General features: G+C 39.6%; 20 protein-coding genes, 1 rRNA gene and 1 riboswitch. Of the genes, 1 reads left to right on the top strand and 20 read right to left on the bottom strand.

Features of this window, described 5'->3' with window-relative positions:
* Positions 1-8 precede the first annotated feature (8 nt).
* The 5 genes from pcrA to CRI88_RS18195 all read right to left on the bottom strand — a co-directional run bounded on the left by pcrA (position 9) and on the right by CRI88_RS18195 (position 6276).
* The gene (gene pcrA, locus CRI88_RS18215; RefSeq protein WP_036123463.1) at positions 9-2261 is read right to left on the bottom strand and encodes a DNA helicase PcrA; all 2253 of its coding nucleotides are present in this window, start codon (positions 2259-2261) and stop codon (positions 9-11) included.
* A 32-nt stretch (positions 2262-2293) separates the two neighbouring features.
* Positions 2294-2983, bottom strand: coding sequence for a heptaprenylglyceryl phosphate synthase (locus CRI88_RS18210; RefSeq protein ID WP_101966911.1), 690 nt, complete (start codon positions 2981-2983; stop codon positions 2294-2296).
* Between the two features lie 110 nt (positions 2984-3093).
* A complete protein-coding gene (locus tag CRI88_RS18205; protein ID WP_004225717.1) occupies positions 3094-3414 on the bottom strand; it encodes a YerC/YecD family TrpR-related protein in 321 nt (106 codons plus the stop codon).
* A gap of 15 nt (positions 3415-3429) precedes the next feature.
* A complete protein-coding gene (locus CRI88_RS18200) occupies positions 3430-4485 on the bottom strand; it encodes a DUF3048 domain-containing protein (protein ID WP_101966910.1) in 1056 nt (351 codons plus the stop codon).
* Between the two features lie 69 nt (positions 4486-4554).
* Positions 4555-6276, bottom strand: a complete 1722-nt coding sequence (locus CRI88_RS18195; RefSeq protein ID WP_036123472.1) for an adenine deaminase C-terminal domain-containing protein — start codon at positions 6274-6276, stop codon at positions 4555-4557.
* Between the two features lie 196 nt (positions 6277-6472).
* Between CRI88_RS18195 and CRI88_RS18190 the strand changes: the two genes are divergently transcribed.
* Positions 6473-6901, top strand: a complete 429-nt coding sequence (locus tag CRI88_RS18190; protein ID WP_249663929.1) for a YgaP-like transmembrane domain — start codon at positions 6473-6475, stop codon at positions 6899-6901.
* A 113-nt stretch (positions 6902-7014) separates the two neighbouring features.
* Here CRI88_RS18190 and purD read toward each other — a convergent pair whose 3' ends face one another.
* From purD to rrf, 15 genes are all read right to left on the bottom strand, one after another.
* Positions 7015-8271 carry a phosphoribosylamine--glycine ligase gene (gene purD, locus CRI88_RS18185; RefSeq protein ID WP_036123475.1) on the bottom strand — a complete coding sequence of 419 codons (1257 nt, stop codon included), beginning with the start codon at positions 8269-8271 and terminating at the stop codon, positions 7015-7017.
* An 81-nt stretch (positions 8272-8352) separates the two neighbouring features.
* On the bottom strand, positions 8353-9879 hold the full coding sequence (gene purH / locus CRI88_RS18180; RefSeq protein WP_036123476.1) for a bifunctional phosphoribosylaminoimidazolecarboxamide formyltransferase/IMP cyclohydrolase: 1527 nt from the start codon (positions 9877-9879) through the stop codon (positions 8353-8355).
* 113 nt (positions 9880-9992) lie between these two features.
* A complete protein-coding gene (purN, locus tag CRI88_RS18175; RefSeq protein WP_101966909.1) occupies positions 9993-10562 on the bottom strand; it encodes a phosphoribosylglycinamide formyltransferase in 570 nt (189 codons plus the stop codon).
* Positions 10562-11617, bottom strand: a complete 1056-nt coding sequence (gene purM / locus CRI88_RS18170; protein ID WP_036123480.1) for a phosphoribosylformylglycinamidine cyclo-ligase — start codon at positions 11615-11617, stop codon at positions 10562-10564. Before purM ends, purN begins: the two co-directional genes overlap by 1 nt.
* A 92-nt stretch (positions 11618-11709) precedes the next feature.
* Complete coding sequence (gene purF / locus CRI88_RS18165) at positions 11710-13134, bottom strand: amidophosphoribosyltransferase (RefSeq protein ID WP_058844201.1); 1425 nt, start codon at positions 13132-13134, stop codon at positions 11710-11712.
* Positions 13110-15344, bottom strand: coding sequence for a phosphoribosylformylglycinamidine synthase subunit PurL (gene purL / locus CRI88_RS18160; RefSeq protein ID WP_101966908.1), 2235 nt, complete (start codon positions 15342-15344; stop codon positions 13110-13112). The genes purF and purL overlap by 25 nt, the downstream gene beginning before the upstream one ends.
* A complete protein-coding gene (purQ, locus tag CRI88_RS18155) occupies positions 15331-16014 on the bottom strand; it encodes a phosphoribosylformylglycinamidine synthase subunit PurQ (protein ID WP_054611985.1) in 684 nt (227 codons plus the stop codon). Before purQ ends, purL begins: the two co-directional genes overlap by 14 nt.
* A 2-nt stretch (positions 16015-16016) precedes the next feature.
* A complete protein-coding gene (gene purS, locus CRI88_RS18150) occupies positions 16017-16265 on the bottom strand; it encodes a phosphoribosylformylglycinamidine synthase subunit PurS (RefSeq protein WP_036124064.1) in 249 nt (82 codons plus the stop codon).
* A gap of 2 nt (positions 16266-16267) precedes the next feature.
* Positions 16268-16978 (bottom strand): phosphoribosylaminoimidazolesuccinocarboxamide synthase, encoded by a 711-nt coding sequence (gene purC / locus CRI88_RS18145; protein WP_089934996.1) that lies wholly within the window; start codon positions 16976-16978, stop codon positions 16268-16270.
* A 130-nt stretch (positions 16979-17108) separates the two neighbouring features.
* The gene (gene purB / locus CRI88_RS18140) at positions 17109-18404 is read right to left on the bottom strand and encodes an adenylosuccinate lyase (protein ID WP_089934994.1); all 1296 of its coding nucleotides are present in this window, start codon (positions 18402-18404) and stop codon (positions 17109-17111) included.
* Between the two features lie 13 nt (positions 18405-18417).
* Positions 18418-19542 (bottom strand): 5-(carboxyamino)imidazole ribonucleotide synthase, encoded by a 1125-nt coding sequence (purK, locus tag CRI88_RS18135; protein WP_036124076.1) that lies wholly within the window; start codon positions 19540-19542, stop codon positions 18418-18420.
* Positions 19539-20027, bottom strand: coding sequence for a 5-(carboxyamino)imidazole ribonucleotide mutase (gene purE / locus CRI88_RS18130; RefSeq protein WP_089934991.1), 489 nt, complete (start codon positions 20025-20027; stop codon positions 19539-19541). Before purE ends, purK begins: the two co-directional genes overlap by 4 nt.
* Positions 20028-20236: 209 nt before the next feature.
* Positions 20237-20335: riboswitch (purine riboswitch) on the bottom strand.
* A gap of 93 nt (positions 20336-20428) precedes the next feature.
* Positions 20429-20623 (bottom strand): NETI motif-containing protein, encoded by a 195-nt coding sequence (locus CRI88_RS18125; RefSeq protein WP_089934989.1) that lies wholly within the window; start codon positions 20621-20623, stop codon positions 20429-20431.
* A gap of 142 nt (positions 20624-20765) precedes the next feature.
* Positions 20766-21041 (bottom strand): hypothetical protein, encoded by a 276-nt coding sequence (locus CRI88_RS18120; RefSeq protein ID WP_101966907.1) that lies wholly within the window; start codon positions 21039-21041, stop codon positions 20766-20768.
* 116 nt (positions 21042-21157) lie between these two features.
* A 5S ribosomal RNA gene (gene rrf, locus CRI88_RS18115) occupies positions 21158-21273 on the bottom strand.
* Positions 21274-21414: the final 141 nt, after the last annotated feature.

Genomic DNA, 21414 nt, shown 5'->3' with positions numbered 1-21414 from the left:
TCCTCCGCTTACGCTTTTTCAATCGGTGCAAATTGAGCTAGTAATCGTTTTATGCCAATTGGTTGTGGAAAGGCGATATCAAGCTCTGTACTATCACCTTCACCTTTTACACTGACTACCATACCCGTTCCCCATTTTTTATGAATCGCCTTATCTCCAGCCTTCCAGCCAAATTGATCTCCACCCGTTGCTTGTAAACGAGCTGTAGCAGGCTGTGTTTGTTGAATAGCACCAAGCGTGCGCTTTTGATAGCCAGCTGTTGAACGATTATTAGTGGCAAACGGTAGCTTTGATTCTGCACCTGCCTTAGAAATGGACTCTGTAATGTCTTCTGAAATTTCACCTAAGAATCGGGAGGCGTTATTAAAGCTTGAACGACCAAAAATTGTTCGGCTTTGTGCACATGTTAAATAGAGACGTTCCTCAGCTCGTGTCACGCCAACATACATAAGACGGCGTTCCTCTTCCATCTCATCTTGATCGTCTAAAGAGCGTGAATGTGGGAATATATTTTCCTCCATACCGATAATAAAGACAATAGGGAATTCTAAGCCTTTAGCGGCATGCATCGTCATTAAAATAATATTGCCCTTAGAAGCATCTTCTTTATCTAGTGCATCAATATCAGCAATAAGAGCTAAATCTGTTAAAAAAGCAATTAAGCTTTTATCATCACTGCGCTCCTCAAAAGCCTTTGTGACAGATAAAAACTCTTCAATATTCTCTAGACGACTTTCTGCTTCAATTGTTTTTTCATTTTGCAGCATTGTACGGTAGCCTGATTTATCGATGACTTGCTCCACAATTTCAGTAACAGATAAATAATCCTGCATCTCTGTAAAGCCTTTAATCATTGCATAAAATTGCTCAGCTGAATTTGCTGCTTTCCCAGTTAGACCCATGAATACAAGATCATTCATCGCATCAAAAATGGAACGATCCTGATCAATCGCATAGCGTGCCATTTTTTCAAAGGATGTAGCTCCAATACTACGCTTCGGCTCATTAATAATACGTGCCAGTGATAAATCATCATCATTATTGGCAATCAGTCGTAAATAAGCTAGTAAGTCTTTAATCTCTTTTCGATCATAGAACTTTGTTCCGCCCACTATTTGATAGGCCATATTGGATTTAACAAGTACTTCCTCCATCACACGTGATTGAGCATTCGTACGATATAAAATAGCAAAGTCATCAAATGAACGATTTTCTTTTTCAATTAATTGCTGAATCGTTTGTACAACAAATTGCGCTTCTTCTTGCTCATTATAAGCTTTATATAAGGCAATTTTTTCACCCTCTGCATTTTCTGTGCGCAGTTCTTTTGGGTAACGTGTTGTATTATTTTGAATGACGTCATTTGCCGCCTGTAGGATGCGTTTAGTAGAACGATAATTCTGCTCAAGCATTATGACCTTGGCGTTAGGATAATCCTTTTCAAAAGATAGGATATTGCCAATGTCAGCACCACGCCATCGATAGATGGACTGATCGGAGTCCCCTACAACACAAATATTTTTAAATTTCTTTGCCAGTAACTGTACAAGTAAATATTGAGATTTATTCGTATCTTGGTACTCATCTACATGAATATATTGAAATTTATTTTGATAGTATTCGAGCACTTCAGGCACACGTTTAAACAATGTAATCGTCGTCATAATCAAATCATCAAAATCGAGCGATTGATTGCGGCGTAGTCTTTTTTCATAGCCTTTATAGACACGTGCAACGGTTTGTTCATAAGGGTTTTTATCGTTCATTTGTCCAGCGTAATCGTCAGCAGTAATACATTCATTTTTCGCTGCACTAATCGCATTTAAAATCGCTCGTGGCTCAAAACGTTTAGGGTCAATATTCTCATCCTTCATCACATTTTTGATGACTGATAGCTGATCAGTGGAATCTAAAATGGAGAAATTACGAGATATGCCTAGTTGATCGATATTACGACGTAAAATTCTTACACACATTGAGTGGAAAGTAGAAACCCACATACTATCGCCGGTACCATTCCCTAGAACGCCATCAATACGCTCGCGCATTTCTCGTGCTGCTTTATTCGTAAACGTAATCGCCAAAATCTTTGATGGATATACTTCCTTTTCGATCACTAAATAAGCAATACGATGTGTTAAAACACGTGTTTTTCCTGACCCAGCACCTGCCATAATAAGTAACGGTCCATCAGTTGTTTTGACCGCTCTTTCCTGTTCAGGATTCATTCCTGCTAGTAAATTTTTTGTTAACTGTTCCATTTTGCACCGCCTTACAAACATTTGTTCTAAAATTATAACGTATTTTTAACAGCCTTAACAGTCGCAAGTGCAGCTTTTAAATCATCATATATAATATTTCCAACTACTACCGTATCTGCAAACTGTGCCATTTCCTCCGCTTGCTTTGCAGATGTTATGCCTCCACCATAAAAGAGCTTCGTATGTTTCAGCTCGTTTTTCACTGCGCGAACTACCTCTAGATCCCCATACATCCCGCTGTACTCGACATAAAATACAGGCAATTTAAAGAAATTTTCCGCCATGCGTGCATAGGCCACTACATCGTCAATCGTTAAATCCGTTTTCGCACCTGTTACTTGTGCTACTTTACAATCAGGATTTAAAATACAATATCCTTCTGCTACCAACTCTTCCCACACCATGATATCTCCGTACTCTTTTATGGCCTCATGATGTAAATTTTTAATCCATTTTGGATCATCACTATTTAATACCGTTGGAATAAAATAATAATCATATCCTGGAGTTACCGCATCAATTGTAGAAATTTCAAGCGCTATTGGTACCTCAAAACGACGTACACGAACAAGCAAATCTAATACGCCATCTAATGTCACATCATCCGTACCACCTACTAAAATGACATCTGTGCCTGACTCACAAATTTTTTCTAGTGCCTCATCTGAGATGTCCTTAGCTGGATCTAGCTTGAACACATGTCTCCATTCTAAATAATCCATTTAATTGACCACCTATCATTTTCTATCTATTCGTTTACAAGTATAGCTTATGATTCACGACAAAAAAATGAAAAAGACTGAGCAGAACTTCTACCCAGCCTCTTTCCCTACTATTCTTTTGGTGCTTGAAACGGTTTTTCATCAGGATACAAACGACCTAACATTTCATCATATGTATCATTCCCATAATCGAAGCAGCGACGCACACGTGAAATAGTTGCTGTACTTGCTCCTGTTTCCTTTTTAATGGATTCATAGGTTTTCTTCAAACGCAATAAATGTGCAACCTCAAAGCGTTGTGCCAACGATTGAATTTCACTAATCGTACATAAATCATCAAAAAACTTATAGCATTCTTCGATGTCTTTCAACTCTAACACGGCTTTAAATAATTGATCTGTTTGATGCCCCCGAATTTTTTCGATTTGCATGCAATTTTCCTCCCTTTAAGGCTGCGTTTTCACCATTGCTTGTAACCCTGGTGAAGATGGTACGAAATGAACCCACGACTTTCCTGGTACAAGCTTTACAGGCTCCCCTGATTGCTCTACAGCCATTGGTATTCCATTAACGTTCGTCCATTCGACTTCCCTCAAATAGCCATTTTGAAATACATACGCATTTCCACCAGACGTTAAATCAATTGCTTGGCGACCAACATCATCAATGGTTTGATGGTCCATTTCAAAAAATAGTACATTTGCCAATGATACTGTTTCGCCTGTTAACATATCCTTTGTGTCCACGCCAGCCGATTGTCGTTCATAGTGATTACTTTGATGATCATACACATACGAGTTGTGGAAATCTTCATTCTTTCCATAGTAAATATCAACTTGACTTGTTTCAATGCCTATTTTACCACGTTCATCGGGTTCATAAAAAGTCTGAAGTACTTTTTCACTGTAATTCATTGAAGCGCCTACCATTTCAGCACCTTTTAGGATGTTTTTGGATGTAATATATGAATTATGCGGAGCCACACGGTCCCTGGAACGACTAAAAAGTATACCATCATAAGCCATTCCATTGATATGATCGACGATACGATGATCGAGCATCGTTTTTGCCTCTGGACTATAGCCATGTGCTACATAAAAAGCATCAAATCCCTTTGCCATATCAATGAAATAGGAGCGTGCACTTCGAACTGGACCAATATTTTCAGGTAGCTCACTTTGGTATATTGCTAAAAAGCGTGTCACATTGCCTTCCGCAAGCATTTCATAAATGACATCTGCATCAGCCAATCCAGATTGTGGACGTGCTGCTGGATGATTATTAATTGTGACCATAATAGGCCGCTGTGTAATTTCTTCTAGCACAGCCTCCCCAGTGAGTGGAGCCACGAATTTGGGTTGTTGAACAGGCTCCTCCCCAACCGTTTCTTCCTCCACTATAGAGTCATCGTCTTCTTTGACTTTTGGTGTATCCTTTGAACATCCACCGATCAACAAAGCACTAAATGCCATTGCAATCCATAATTTCTTTGATTTGAACACAAGCATACCTCTCCTTTGAACACTTACACATGACGGCAATTGTTTAAACAGCTGAAACACTTTCATTAATTAGCGCATAACAGCAGGTAATAATAACTTATTCTTCATCACATCGAAAATCCCTTTTGGTGTTATACGAATATATGGTAAATGAGTGGATTGTAAAAATAATAACGTGTAAATAGCATCTCCTAATTGATAACCTCGATCTGCTAAAGCTTGTTTTAAAGCATTTTCTTTCTCCGTTAATGCAAGTACGTCTCCATCATATAAAAGTCCACCGATTGTTAATGGGATGTCCGCTATCACTTCTCCTTTTTCGACTAGGACAATGCCACCATTTCTAGCCTTCATTTCTTCGAAAGCTTTGATCATATCTTCTTTGTTTTTTCCAATTAGCAAAATATCGCCTGTGTTTGAATAGGAGGATGCAAAGCCTTGAACATCTGTCGCAAATCCTTTAATCATCGTATTCACATGCCAGTTACCTTCCCGGTTAAGGAGCATTAAATAGCACTCGTCATGATTCGCCAGTTGCCCTTCTCTAGTTATGAAAGAGTTATAAGGCTTTGTAATAACATCATTGACTAACTGAATACCAAAGGGCATTGAAAACTGAAAATCTTGTGAATCTAATGAAAAATCTAAATCTAATGCTGGGATTGCAGAATAATCAACTGATGCAAATTTATGCACACGTTCTCCATCACGCTTCAACCAAACACCCTTCGATAAGACACTTTCAGGAACAGGATGATATTCATCTTGTAAAATATTCAGGGAAGCGAAGCGACCTGTCGCGATAAACCCATGTAAATTAGACATATTATAATAGCGTGCCACATTATAAGAAGCCATTTGATAGGCATCGATTGGGGATACTCCTGCATCTAAGGCTGCCTGAATACATTTATCCATCACACCATCCTCATGGAATGAAGGTGGTGAGCCATCTGTTGTCATCATTAAATGATCAAAAATAGGAAGTTCTTTTTCTACTATTCCTTTTAGCAGATGTGGTAAATCTGGACGAATGGAAGAATAACGTAATGTTACTGCATAGCCCTGCATAATGCGACGCTCTACTTCCTCCACTGTCATTGCCTCATGGTCCCCATCAGCACCAAGCAGTTTCATGCGTGCTAAAGTTCTTTCTGAAGCTCCTGGGAAATGTCCTTCAATTTTTTTCCCAAGCCCCTTTGCCATTTGCATACGATAAAGCATTTGATCGTCGCCATGCAGCAGCTTAGGCCAGCCTGTCAACTCTCCACCAAGCAAGACATCACTTCGCTCTAGCCATTCCAATATGGACGTATTAGAGAAAACTTCTTCCTCTTGCTCCAGTTCAGTTTGTGAATCAAAGCGAGTCCACCAATAAAAAGAAAACGGTAGCTTTTTCAAGTTATCCAAAATTGAAAACGCTTTCTTATTTTCTAAATTTAAAACAAAACTTAAATTATCGGAAATAAAAGCTGTTGTTCCAAGCTGACCACAAAAATCTGCAAATGACTGTGGATGATAAAGCTGGAACGGATGGACGTGTGGTTCAATATAGCCTGGTACAATTGTTTTCCCTGTACAATCCACCACTTCTGTTCCTTCTAATAAAGGAGGCATTCTGTCACCAGCATAGACAATGCGATCTCCTAAAATCCAAATGTTTCCTACTACAAATTGTTTCAGCATACTATGCAAATAACGTGCATTTTTCAACACGATATCTGGTGCCTTTTTCCCATCGATTACTGCTAATTGCTGTCGTAACTTTGTTATTTTCCATACTGGATCCATGCTATTCGCTCCTTCCTAATTTACGTAATTTTTCATTGTGTAAATCCAACTTGAAATCACATACTACTACTGCATAATCGCATACTTTCATAAAAATTATGCTTTATGCAATCATCTTGTTTCAATCGTAACACAGCACTTTCATAAAGCAAAGTGCACCTCGCTTAATTTTTCCACAATGACTAAAGGAGGAAGTATGATGATGCAGCAAGCAAATTTAAGCGAAAAAAATGCATTTTGTCGTTTTGCAATGGGTACAAGTTTGACAGCATTTGGTATCGCTAAAGTTTCTAGAGATCCTAATTGTACAAAAGGTCGATTAATGATTGCATTAGGTGCCATGAAAATGGCTGAGGGACTCTTTAAATATTGTCCAACAAAGGCGCTCTTAAGCTCCAATATGCAAAATGCCATGAACACCTCTATGCAAAGTATGTTCAGCGGGCAAAATTCTATGTCTTCTGAACAAATCGATAAACTCATGAAGGATTTTTCCTCTGCTATATCTGGTAATTCTTCAGGTTCACAAGCTACCGCTTCAAAACAATCTGACACCAGCACTTCAACTCAAAATTCCTCAAATAGTAGCGATTCTTCAACGAATAAAGCTCAAAATCCTTCTTAGTCAAAGGAGCCGTCCCAATCTATTATTGAGACGGCTCTTACCTCTTACGTTTGAAACAACAAGAGGTTTCAAAAGATGATTAAAAATATTTTAAAATTTAGTGAAAATAACAATTACTTAAATGTACGCCAGCCAATATCTTGACGGAAGAAAAAGTGATCCCATGTTTCTGTAGCAATTCCAGCGTATACCTTTTCCTGTGCTTCCTGCAAAGTAGGAGCTTTGGCAGCAACTAACAGGACACGGCCACCATTACCAACAAATTGGCCATCCACTAATTTTGTACCTGCATGGAATACTGCATGGGATGTGGAAAGTGCCTCTAAATTCGGTAATGCTTTGCCTTTTTCAACGTCACCAGGATAGCCTTCTGCTGCAATGACAACACCAAGCATCGCTTCTTCTGACCATTGTAAATCAAATGGCTGTTCATCCATTAAAGCCATCATAAATGCCCCAAAATCAGAAACCATACGCGGTAACACTACTTGCGTTTCTGGATCACCAAAACGAGCATTAAATTCTATAACCTGAGGACCTTTCTTTGTTAAAATTAACCCAGCATATAAAATACCTGTAAAGGAAGCACCATCAGCATCCATCCCTCTAACAGTAGGTTCTACAATTGTATGATATGCAAGATCAACTACTTCTTGAGAGATTTGTGGTACAGGCGAGTATGCACCCATGCCTCCAGTGTTTGGTCCTTTATCACCGTCATAGGCACGTTTATGGTCTTGTGCAATAACCATTGGATAAATTTGTCCTTTATGTACAAAGGACATAAAGGAGAACTCTTCTCCGTCTAAAAATTCTTCAATGACAACACGTGAAGAGGAATCACCAAAGCGTTGATTGCCAATCATATCCTCGACAGCTTCAATTGCTTCTTCCTCTGTCATGGCCACAACAACACCCTTACCAGCCGCTAAACCATCTGCTTTAATGACAATAGGCGCCCCTTGTTCTTGAATATAAGCGATCGCTTTTTCTGCTTCAGTAAACGTTTCATGTGAGGCTGTAGGAATATTATATTTATTCATCATTTCTTTCGCATAGGATTTGCTACTTTCGATTTGAGCTGCAACCTTTGAAGGGCCAAAAATACGTAAACCTCTAGCTGTAAAGAAATCAACAATGCCTTCAGCAAGTGGCTGTTCTGGGCCAACAAATGTTAACGCAATATCATTTTCCTTGGCAAATTGAGCAAGACCTGCGAAATCCATTGTATCAATAGCTACAACTTCTATTTCGCCTCCCATTCCATCATTGCCTGGCGCTACAAATACTTTGTGAACCGATGGAGAAATGCTAAATTGTTTAGCGATTGCATGCTCACGACCGCCGCTTCCGATTACTAATACATTCATTTTAGAGAATCCTCCTATTTGTAAGTAAGACCGAGATGAACCAGCATCTCGGTCTGTTTTGTTTCTTATATGTTTTATTAATTAGTGTTTAAAATGGCGTACGCCTGTGAATACCATAGCAATTCCATATTCATTTGCTTTATCAATGGAATCTTGATCTTTAATCGAGCCACCTGGTTGAATAATAGCAGTAATTCCTGCCGCTGCTGCTGCTTCAACAGTATCACTCATTGGGAAAAATGCGTCTGATGCTAGTGCAGCACCTTTTGCTTTTTCTCCAGCTTGCTCAAAGGCAATTTTAGCAGCACCTACGCGGTTCATTTGACCTGCACCAACACCAAGTGTCATTTGGGAATCTGTTACAACAATCGCATTCGATTTAACATGTTTGACAACTGACCAACCAAGCTGTAATGCTTCCCATTCCTGTTTTGTTGGTTCACGATCTGTCACTACTTTAATATCTGCATTGCCAAAACCATAGCGATCCGGCTCTTGTACAAGAAGGCCACCTTCAACAGATACTACGTTGAATTGATCTTGTTTTGCTTGCTCAAATGGAATAGTTAGTAAGCGAATATTTTTCTTTTGCGTTAAAATGTCTAACGCTTCTTGTGAGAATGCAGGTGCAATAATGATTTCTAAGAAAATGTGACTTAACTTTTCAGCAGTTGCTGCATCTACTTCCATATTTAACGCGATAATACCACCAAAAATAGATGTTGAATCTGCTTCATAAGCTTTATCGAATGCTGCCTCTAATGTAATACCTGTACCAACGCCACATGGATTCATATGCTTTACTGCTACAGCAGCTGGCATTTCAAATTCTTTGACGATTTGTAGTGCTGCATTACCATCTTGAATATTGTTGTAGGATAACTCTTTCCCATGTAATTGTGTAGCATAGGCCAATGAGAAGTCTGAGCCAAGACGTTTTTGGTAGAAAGCCGCTTTTTGGTGTGGGTTTTCTCCATAGCGTAAATTTTGCTTTAACTCATATGTCATCGTTAAGCTCTCTGGGAATTCTTCTTCTGTCAGGTAGTTCGAAATATAAGAATCATAAGCGGCTGTGTGACGGAAAACTTTCGCAGCTAATTGACGACGTGTTTCAATTGTAGTTGCGCCGTTTGCTTTTAGTTCTTCTAATACTGTTGCATAGTCATTGCTATCCACGATTACTGTTACATATTGATGGTTTTTTGCAGCAGAGCGTAACATTGTTGGGCCACCGATATCAATGTTTTCAATTGCATCATCCCATGTTACATTAGGCTTTGAAATTGTTTCAACAAATGGATATAGATTAACACAAACAATCTCAATTGGCTCAATTCCATGCTCGTTCATTTGTGCTTGATGAGAAGCATCGTCAAACTTTCCTAATAGACCACCGTGGATCATTGGATTTAATGTTTTCACACGACCATCTAAAATTTCTGGGAACTTCGTTACTTCATCTACTGCCGTTACAGCCACCGCATTATCCTGTAACATTTTTTTCGTACCGCCAGTTGATAAAATTTCATAACCTAATGCTACTAATTCCTTTGCAAATTCTAAAATACCATCTTTATTGGAAACACTGATTAATGCACGTTTTGTCACAACAATATCCTCCTAATTTTTATCGTGCTTACCACGAACTGACTTGCTTCTATAAGATTAATAGAGTTAGGTCTTACTTGTTGAGTAAGGTTCTCGACCTAACTCCTCTTCAGTTATTGTAATAATTGCTGTAAAGCCTTTGTATATAATAGATGCTCTTGCTTATGAATTTCAGCTTCTGTTGCCTCTCGATTTCCTTCAATGACAGGTACAGCAGCCTGCGCGATAATCGGACCAGTATCCATTCCTTCATCAACAAAATGCACCGTTACCCCTGTAATCTTTACACCATGATTGATTGCCTGACCAATGGCGTCCTTCCCGGGGAATGCTGGCAATAAGGAAGGATGGATATTAACAATTCGTTGCGGAAAGGCTGCTAATAATACGTCACTAATTAAACGCATATACCCTGCAAGCACAATCCATTTCACATCGCATTCATGTAAAGCATCGATAATGGCTGTCTCATAAGCTGCTTTTGATGCAAACTCTTTTGGATTTAATGCTAACACTGGAATCCCCAAATTTTCAGCACGTGTCACTACAAACGCACCGGGCTTATCTGTCACCACTAGTTCAATCTTTGCATGCAGTTCTCCACTTCCGATCGCCTCTTGAATGGCTTGAAAATTACTCCCGCTGCCTGATGCGAACACGGCGATTTTTGTTGGTGCAGTCATTACACTAAACTCCCATCATGTGAGCCATTAAACACTACTCCGTCGCCTTTGATAACACGTCCGATTGGATAAGCCTTTTCACCATTTGCTTCTACTGCTGCCATTACTTTCTCAGCTTCAGCTACTGGCACAGCTATTACAAAACCAATCCCCATGTTAAAGACATTATATAGATCTTTATCTTCTAACTGGCCTTTATCTTTTAGGAATTCAAAGATACGTAATACTGGCCAAGAACCTAAGTCGATTTCCGTTGCTAATCCTTCTGGCATCATACGCGGTAGATTTTCATAGAAACCTCCACCAGTAACATGAGCACAACCATGTACATCTGCTGCCTTTAAAGCTGCTAATACTGGCTTAGCATATAGCTTTGTTGGCACGAGAAGAGCCTCCCCGATCGGTCCTAAATCTTCATAGCCTTCAACAATGGCATCCACCGCATATTGCTGATCTGCAAAAACAATTTTTCGCACTAAAGAATAACCGTTTGAATGTACACCACTTGATGCAATCCCAATAAGCACATCGCCTTCAACGATTTTTTCACCTGTCACAATGGCAGACTTTTCACAAGCACCTACTGCAAACCCTGCTAAATCATATTCGTCTTCTTCATAAAGACCAGGCATTTCCGCAGTTTCGCCACCAATTAGTGCTGCACCAGATTGCACACAGCCATCTGCAACACCTTTAACAATTTGTTCAATTTTTGCAGGCTCTGCTTTTCCAAGCGCTACGTAATCTAAAAAGTACAGTGGCTCTGCTCCTTGAGCAACAATATCATTGACACACATTGCTACACAATCCACACCAATTGTATCGTGCTTATCTACCATGAACGCTAGTTTTAGCTTTGTTCCAACACCATCTGTCCCTGAAATAAGAACAGGTTCTTTAAGATTTAGTTTTGACAAGTCAAACATGCCACCAAAGCCACCGAACGTTCCCATTACACCTAAACGGTTCGTACGTTCAACATGAGACTTCATTCGTTTTACAGCTTCATAACCCGCTTCAATATTTACACCTGCTTGTTCATATGCCTTTGACACGCAGAGTTCCTCCTTATCATCCAAATCGCCTCAGTACCCTAGAAGTCTTTGTATAGCCTTCTACCGATCACCAATCCGTTGCGATGTTTTTCTTAACGTAATAGTTCTTTTTCATGTGGTAAGATGGTATCCGGGAAAATCTCTGTTGGATATTTGCCTGTAAAGCATGCTAAGCATAGCCCACGATTGTCATCTTCATATGGTCGTGCAATTGTCTCTACCATGCCCTCAACAGAAAGGAACGTAAGAGAATCTGCACCGATTGCATCACGAATTTCATCTACTTTATGACTAGAGGCAATCAGCTCTTCATGTGTGGAAGTATCAATGCCATAATAACAAGGATTTGTCATTGGCGGTGAAGAGATCACAACATGAACTTCTGCTGCACCAGCATCTTTTAACATTTTGACAATACGACGTGATGTTGTACCACGCACAATTGAATCGTCCACCATTACTACACGTTTACCCTTTACAACTTGAACAACTGGTGACAGTTTCATTTTTACACCACGTTCGCGTAATTCCTGTGTTGGCTGAATAAACGTACGACCAACATAGCGGTTTTTAATAAGACCTAATTCATAAGGGATGCCGCTTTCTTCTGCAAAACCAATCGCTGCTGAAATACTTGAATCAGGTACACCCGTTACAACATCAGCCTCAATATGCGCACATTCACGGGCAAGTTGTTTCCCCATACGCTTACGCGCCATATGAACATTAATGCCATCAATATCTGAATCAGGGCGAGCTAAATAAACATATTCCATCGCACACATCGAACGCTTTTCCATGTCAGCAAAGCGATCCGATTTTACACCCTCATCATTAATAATGATGAGCTCTCCTGGCTCCACAGAACGAACGAATTCTGCACCAATTAAATCAAATGCACAAGTTTCAGAAGCTACCACCCAGCCATCTCCAAGCTTTCCAAGAGATAATGGACGTAAACCATGTGGATCACGTGCAACAAGCATTTCATCCTTTGTCATAATTAAGAAAGAATACGCACCCTTTAATAGAGAAAGGGCATTTTTCACCTTTGCACGGAATGGTGAATGCGAGCTTTTCTTAATAAGATGCGCCAGCACTTCTGTATCAGAGCTAGAATGGAAAATACTTCCTTGTCGCTCTAGATACTGTTTTAAATGTGTCGCATTGACTAAGTTACCGTTATGGGCAATTGAAAGGCTACCAGTTGAGGAGTGGAATAATAGTGGCTGTACGTTTTCAATACCGCCGCCACCAGCAGTCGTGTAACGAACATGAGCAATAGCCGCTTTGCCGTTGACTGCTTTTAATTTATCTTCGTTGAAAACATCATTAACTAGTCCTTCGCCTTTCACCGCGCGAAGATGCTGTCCATCTGAAACGACAATTCCAGCCCCTTCTTGTCCACGGTGTTGAAGAGCATGTAGCCCGTAATAGCTAAGGTGTGCTGGACTTGGGTTACCCCAAATACCAAACACCCCACATTCTTCGTTTAAGCCTCTGAGTTCAGCAAGCATGGGATTGCTCCTTTCCAATTAGAACGGAATTCCTCCACTGTACCTTCTACAAGCACACCTTTGTCCCCGTTGATTTTAACAAGTGCATCATTTGTTACGACACCAATTTGGTGAGCATCTTTGATGATTTCTACAAATGCAGCAGCATTTTCTTCTTTGACAGTTACAACAAAACGAGATTGACTTTCGCTGAATAATGCAGTTGTAGCAGATCCTGCTAATGTTACTTCAACACCAAGACCGTTTGCACCGAATGTTGTCTCAGTAATAGCGACTGCAAGACCACCCTCTGCAACGTCATGGGCAGATTGTACAAGACCAGCTTTAATCGCCTTTAATAAAGCTTGCTGACGTACCGCTTCCACTTCTAAATCTATAGCTGGCGCTTTTCCTGAAATAACGCCATTATTTAATAGTTTTTGTAGCTCTGAACCACCGAATTCAGTTTTTGTCTCACCAATGACAAAGACAAGATCTCCTGCAGCTTTTACATCCTGTGTAGTTACATGAGCTAAATCTTCGATAAGACCAACCATACCAATTGTTGGTGTTGGATAAACAGCTTCACCTGAACGCTCATTATAAAGAGAAACGTTACCACCGATTACTGGAGCATTTAATGCCGTACAAGCAGCCGAAATACCATCCGCAGATTTTTCAATTTGCCAGAAGATTTCTGGTTTCTCTGGATTACCAAAGTTTAAGCAGTCTGTAATCGCAAGTGGCGTACCACCCGTTGCCACGATATTACGTGCTGCTTCAGCTACTGCGATAGCTCCACCCACTTCTGGATCTAAATAGATATAGCGAGAGTTACAGTCCGTTGTCATCGCTAAACCTTTATTTGTCCCACGTACACGAATAACAGCAGCGTCAGACCCAGGCTTCACAACTGTCGATGTACGTACTTGATAATCGTATTGATCGTACACCCACTCTTTAGAAGCAATTGTTGGTGCTTGTAATAAAGCATTTAAAGTTTCTTTATAATCCGTCACAACTGGTTCTGCGTTCTCGATTGCTTGGAACTCAGCATAGTATGCAGGTTCAGCAGATGGTTTATGATAAACAGGAGCATCTTCTGCTAACGCATCAGCAGGTACTTCTGCCACTACTTGTCCTTTGTGTAAAAGGCGAAGCATTTTATCATCCGTTACTCGGCCGATTGCTACAGCATCTAAATCATATTTATCAAAGATCGCTTTAATTTCATCTTCACGACCTTTTTTCACCACTAATAACATACGTTCTTGAGACTCAGATAACATCATTTCGTACGCTGTCATACCTGTCTCACGTTGAGGCACTAAGTCTAAATTCATTTCTACACCAGAGCCTGCTTTTGAAGCCATTTCTGCTGATGAAGAAGTAAGACCAGCTGCACCCATATCTTGAATACCAACTAGAGCATCAGATTTTACAACTTCTAAACATGCTTCAAGTAAAAGTTTCTCCATGAATGGGTCCCCTACTTGTACTGCTGGACGTTGGTTATCTGATTCCTCTGTTAATTCCTCAGAGGCAAATGTTGCACCATGAATTCCGTCACGACCTGTTTTCGCACCTACATACATAACTGTATTGCCGACACCCGCAGCAATACCACGTTGAATATCTTGATGGTCAATTAAACCGACACACATTGCATTAACAAGTGGATTACCTTCATAGCAAGGATCAAATTGAATCTCGCCACCAACGGTCGGAATTCCGATGCAGTTACCATAACCTGCGATACCCGCAACAACTTCTTCAAAAAGATATTTACCACGTGCTGATTTTAATTCACCAAAACGTAATGAATTTAGCATGGCAATTGGACGTGCACCCATGGAGAAAACGTCACGGATAATACCGCCAACACCTGTTGCAGCTCCTTGATAAGGTTCGATTGCAGATGGATGGTTATGTGATTCCATTTTAAATACTACTGCCTGTTCATCACCAATATCGACAATACCCGCACCTTCACCTGGACCTTGTAATACTTGTGGCCCTTTTGTCGGGAACTTACGTAGTACTGGCTTTGAATTTTTGTAAGAGCAGTGCTCAGACCACATTACTGAGAAAAGACCTGTCTCTGTCCAGTTAGGTAGACGTCCTAAAATACCTTCTACCATTGCAAATTCTTCGTCTGACATCCCCATACCAGCGTATAGCTTTTCATCCTTAATTTGCTGTGCTGTTGGCTCAAACTTAGTTGTTGACATGATTTTCCCTCCACTGCTTCACAATTGATTTGAATACTGCTAGACCGTCTGCGCCGCCCACCAATGCATCAACAGCTCGCTCTGGGTGTGGCATCATCCCTAGTACATTGCCGCGCTCGTTTATAATCCCTGCGATATCTTCTAAAGAACCGTTTGGATTGTCACCTGAGTATGTGAATACGATTTGATTATTATCTTTTAGTGATTGTAAAGTTTCCTCGTCACAGTAGTAATTACCTTCACCATGTGCGATTGGAATATTGATGATTTGACCTTGCTCATATTGATTTGTGAATAATGTATTGTTGTTTTCCACTTTTAGCTGTACTGTACGGCACATAAATTTTAAGTTTTTATTGCGTAGTAAAGCCCCTGGTAATAAACCAGCTTCCGTCAGAATTTGGAAGCCATTACATACACCTAATACAGGTTTACCAGCATCTGCTGCTTTCTTAACCTCTGCCATAATGTTAGATTGATTAGCCATTGCACCACAACGAAGGTAGTCCCCATAGGAGAATCCTCCAGGTACTAATACGCCATCAAAGCCACTTAGATCTGTTGCTGTATGCCATACATATTCTACTTCTTCACCTAGCTCGTCTTTAATCGCATGATACATATCGATGTCACAGTTTGACCCAGGGAATACGAGTACTGCGAATTTCATGATTAGTTAGCCTCCTCGACTTCAAAACGGTAGTCTTCAATTACAACGTTCGTTAAAACCTTTTCACACATTTCTTTTACTAGAGTATCAATGTCACGTTCTGAGTCTTTAAGAGTTAGCTCAAGATATTTACCGATACGTAAATCTTCTACCTCACCGTAGCCCATTTTAGCTAAAGAACCTTGTACTGCAGAGCCTTGTGGATCAAGAATGCTCTCACGTAATGTTACATAGATTTTTACTTTTTTCATTGTTATTTGCCTCCGAGTCTAGAAAGTATAATAGTATAAACTTCAGTTAAATTACCAAGGTCTCGACGAAAAACATCTTTGTCTAACTTTTGCTTTGTAGTTGCATCCCAAAGTCTGCATGTGTCTGGTGAAATTTCATCTGCCAATAATACATTGCCATCCATATCACGGCCAAACTCTAATTTAAAATCAATTAATGTTACATTGATATCTGCAAAGATTGGCTGTAGAACTTTGTTAACAGCTAGTGCTCCATCATAAATGGCTGTTACTTCAGTAGGTGTCGCAAGATCCAGAACGTCAATATGTTCTGTCGTAATGAGTGGGTCGCCTAACGCATCGTCTTTATAGTAAAATTCTACGATTGGTCGTTTTAAGGCTGTTCCCTCTTCAAGACCAAGACGTTTTGCTAAACTTCCTGCGGCAATATTACGAACAACAACTTCAATCGGAATAATTTCTACTTTTTTTACAAGTTGTTGTGTATCTGATAATTGTTTTACGAAATGTGACGCAATTCCGTTTGCTTGTAATTTTTCGAAAATTAATGAAGTAATGCGATTATTTAAAATGCCCTTGCCGTCAATTTCTTCTTTTTTTTCGCCATTGAATGCTGTTGCACTATCCTTGTACTCAACTAGTAGCACATTTGGCTCCTCTGTTGTGAACAATTTTTTTGCTTTACCTTCATACAAAAGTTGACCTTTAGTCATGTCGTTTTTCCCCCTGATATTATGAGATACGCTTGTTATGAATGATCAGAATTGAACCGTGTCTCCACGATTCAACTCTGAAACATTTACTGGTGGCTCTAACATTTACTTTTAGATGGCTAAATAAATATTAGTTAAGTCCTAGTCGTTCAAAAATCATATCAACATGCTGTAAGTGGTAGTTATAATCAAAGCACTCATCCAGCTCTTCTTTTGTTAAATAAGATGTGATTTTTTCACTTGCATCGACCAATGTACGGAACTGAACTTGCTCGTCCCATGCCTGCATTGCTAAAGGTTGTACTGTATCATAAGCTTCCTCACGTACTAATCCCTTATCGATTAATGCTAATAAGATGCGTTGAGAATAAATAAGACCATATGTGCGTTCCATGTTACGTTTCATGTTCTCAGGGAATACTGTTAAGTTTTTCACAATATTACCGAAGCGATTAAGCATATAGTTAAGAGTAATTGTTGCATCCGGTAAAATAACGCGCTCTGCAGATGAATGAGAAATATCACGTTCATGCCATAAAGCTACATTTTCATAAGCTGTCACCATGTATCCACGCATTAAACGAGACATCCCAACCATGTTTTCAGAACCGATTGGATTACGTTTATGTGGCATTGCGGATGAGCCCTTTTGCCCTTTTGCAAAAGCTTCTTCTACTTCACGCGTTTCAGATTTCTGTAAGCCGCGAATTTCTGTTGCGAATTTTTCAATTGATGTAGCAACTAAAGCTAATGCACCTAAATACTGCGCATGGCGATCACGCTGTAAAGTTTGTGTTGAAATCGGTGATGCAGCAAGACCTAGTTGATCACAAACATATTGCTCAACACGAGGATCGATATTGGCATATGTTCCAACAGCTCCAGACATTTTTCCTGTTTCAATTACTTTGGCTGCTGCTTCAAAACGTTCAAGGTTACGCTTCATTTCCTCATACCATAAACCAAGTTTTAAACCAAAAGTTGTTGGTTCTGCATGAACACCATGTGTACGTCCCATCATCACCGTATGTTTATGCTCTTTTGCCTTAGCCGCAATAATATCAATGAAATTCACGATGTCCTTGCGCAAAATATCATTTGCTTGTTTGATTAAATAAGAAAGTGCTGTGTCTACTACGTCTGTAGAAGTTAAACCATAATGTACCCATTTACGCTCTTCCCCAAGTGTTTCCGAAACGGCACGCGTAAAGGCTACAACGTCATGACGTGTTTCTTGTTCAATTTCTAAAATGCGATTCACATCAAATGAAGCATTTTCACGAATTTTAGCAACATCCTCTTTTGGAATATCGCCTATCTCTGCCCAAGCCTCACATGCTAAAATTTCAACCTCTAGCCAAGCTTGGTACTTATTTTGTTCTGTCCAAATTGCGCCCATTTCGGGTCTTGTGTAACGTTCAATCATCGCGTTTCTCCTTCTATTCTGACCAAATGCCAGAACTCTCGATTTGTTGTAGTGTTTCCTCTAAGCTTTTTGTCATAATCGTTACATGGCCCATTTTACGGTTTACCTTAGCTTCAGCTTTCCCATAAAGATGGATGGACCATTCAGGATATTTAGCAATTGAGTTACTGAGTGGCACGACATGCTGCCCTAATACATTGACCATAATGGATGGCGCCCAAAGTTCTGGCTTACGTAATGGCCAACCACAAACAGCACGAATATGCTGATGGAATTGTGAAACATTACACGCTTCTATTGAATAATGACCAGAATTATGAGGTCTTGGTGCTAATTCATTAATAACAATGCTACCATCTTCTAACACAAACATTTCTACTGCTAGCGTTCCTACTAAATGTAAGTAATCTGCAATTTTTAAAGCTTCTCGTTCCGCAGCTTGAGCTGTGCTTTCAGATATGCGAGCAGGCACAATTGTTTCATGCAGAATATGATGAACATGAATGTTCTCTCCAACTGGCTGACAATACGATTCACCATGACCATTTCTTTGAACAATGACCGATACTTCCTTTAGGAAAGGAACAAAACCTTCTGCAATACATTGAGAATGTGTGAATAGTTCTTTCGCTAAAGGTAAATCTTCAGTTGACTTTAAAAGCTGCTGTCCCTTGCCATCATAACCACCTCTTGCTGTTTTGACTATACAAGGATAACCAATCGAATCAATATTGGCTACTAATTCTTCATAAGTTTTTGCAACAATATATGGTGCTACTGGGCAACTAGCCTTCACAATAGCGTCTTTCTCTGTTATACGGTTTTGTGTAATACGTACCAACTCTGCTCCTTGAGGAACATAAGCCATTTGTGATAAGCGCTTTAAGCCTTCATAATCAATATTTTCAAATTCATAAGTGATAACATCACTTACTTCTGCAAGTTCTTCTAAAGCAGCTTCATCATCATATGGAGCTACAATACGAATATCAGCTACCTGCCCACACGGCGAGTCCATTGCAGGTTCAAGAACAGCCACTTTAAAACCTGACTCCTTTGCAGCAAGCGCCATCATTCGACCAAGTTGTCCTCCGCCTATAATACCTATCGTTTGTCCAGGATAAATAATCTTCGTCACACTAAGTCACCTGTGCTTTCTAATACTTGCTGCTTCGTTGCTTCACGTCTAGCATCTAATTTATTAGCAAGTACAGCATCTGTTGTTGACAAAATTTGAGCTGCTAGTAATCCTGCGTTTGTTGCTCCCGCTTTGCCAATCGCTACAGTTGCTACAGGTACACCACCAGGCATTTGAACGATAGATAATAATGAATCGAGTCCGTTAAGTGCACGTGATTGAACTGGTACACCAATGACAGGTAATGTTGTTTTAGCTGCTACCATTCCAGGTAAATGTGCAGCTCCACCTGCCCCAGCGATAATTACTTGTAGTCCTCGCTCACGAGCTGTCTCTGCATAGTCAAACATTAAATCAGGTGTACGATGTGCAGATACAACCTTTTTTTCATACGGTACTTGTAATTCATCTAAAATATCACATGCATGTTTCATTGTTTCCCAGTCACTTGAACTACCCATAATGACACCGATTTTCGGATTCATAAATTGTCGCTCCTTTTAAACGATAGAAAAATGATCAATTATTGTGCAAGCCTCTATTATTAATAGCTCCTGCAATTTTTATCTATTTACAAAGAAAATCCCCAAATAAACTACTCTCTACTATTACACGTGAAAGCAGTTTACTTGAGGACTTAGTAAGACAAGAATATCTCCATGTACATAACTGCACAAGGATCTTCTCGTAATATGCCAAAAGTGCTTTCCCGCATAGTCCAGCATTTACGGTGCCGGGTAGAGACACTAGAGCCAATCCTCTAGCATATATGTGGGATTTATTTGTTTTTCCTTATCACATTTTAACAAGGGATTGCCTTATCGTCAATGCAAAAATGCGAACGTTTTTTATAAGTGTAAAAAAAACGTTCGGTTTTTGGTCAAATTTATTCAGTATCTTGAGTAGGTATAGCTTTAAATTGAATTTTTTGACGCAAAAAGGCTGGTTCACCATCTACTATATGAAAAAGCGGCTCTTCTTTTCGCCCTATGGCCATGAAACCATCCTGCTGCATTCTTGCTAAACAATCCTCGATCGACTCATTTTCTTGTACCTCATACCAAATTTGCTTTTTCCCCAACTTTTTCTTCCTCTCCACTTCACGTTTTACATATTTACTACTTGTATTACATTATACCTTTTGTTGCTTAAAGAAGTATGTAAGAACATATAATGAAGTTCTTTCAATAGAAAAAACTGCAGATTCATATCCGCAGTTTCAATTAAGGTTCATTAAATCCATAAAAAGCTTTAAAATAGATACCTAAAAATAATAATAGTAGGAATGAATGAAGGACAACAAGAACCGTGCGATAGCCTTTAATGCCTAAGAGAGCACTAACAATGCCTAAACCACCTAAAATAAAGGGCATAAACATATTGACTTGATAGAGAAATGTAAAAAAGCCTCCATACCATTTCGTTGAATCATAACCAAACAGAAAGAATATAAGTAGTAGACTCAAGATCGAAATAGCCGTAAAAAGGTTACGCCTCATTTTGATTCCTCCTGTGAATCAAGATCAATCAATATGTACATAATTTATTATAGCATTTTATGAATATTTCATAAAACAAAAAAAAGCCATGGGATATATCCATGACTTTTTAAATTGCCTAGCGACGTCCTACTCTCACAGGGGGAAGCCCCCAACTACCATCGGCGCTAAAGAGCTTAACTTCCGTGTTCGGTATGGGAACGGGTGTGACCTCTTTGCCATCATCACTAGACTATGATCGGCTTTCAATATACATCGCATTTCTTCGTCAGCTTCTGTCGTTCAGTCAGTCACGTACTTGAGTACGCTCCTTCCCTCTCTCCATTGCTTCCTCGAACTACTTGTATCTTGAAACCCTTCATAAAAGAAATTA

This window comes from Lysinibacillus fusiformis, from assembly GCF_002845985.1.
In the GTDB taxonomy this organism is placed as follows: domain Bacteria; phylum Bacillota; class Bacilli; order Bacillales_A; family Planococcaceae; genus Lysinibacillus; species Lysinibacillus fusiformis_D.
Note: the sequence above shows the minus strand (reverse complement) of the source record. Positions and strands in the feature narration are given on the sequence as shown.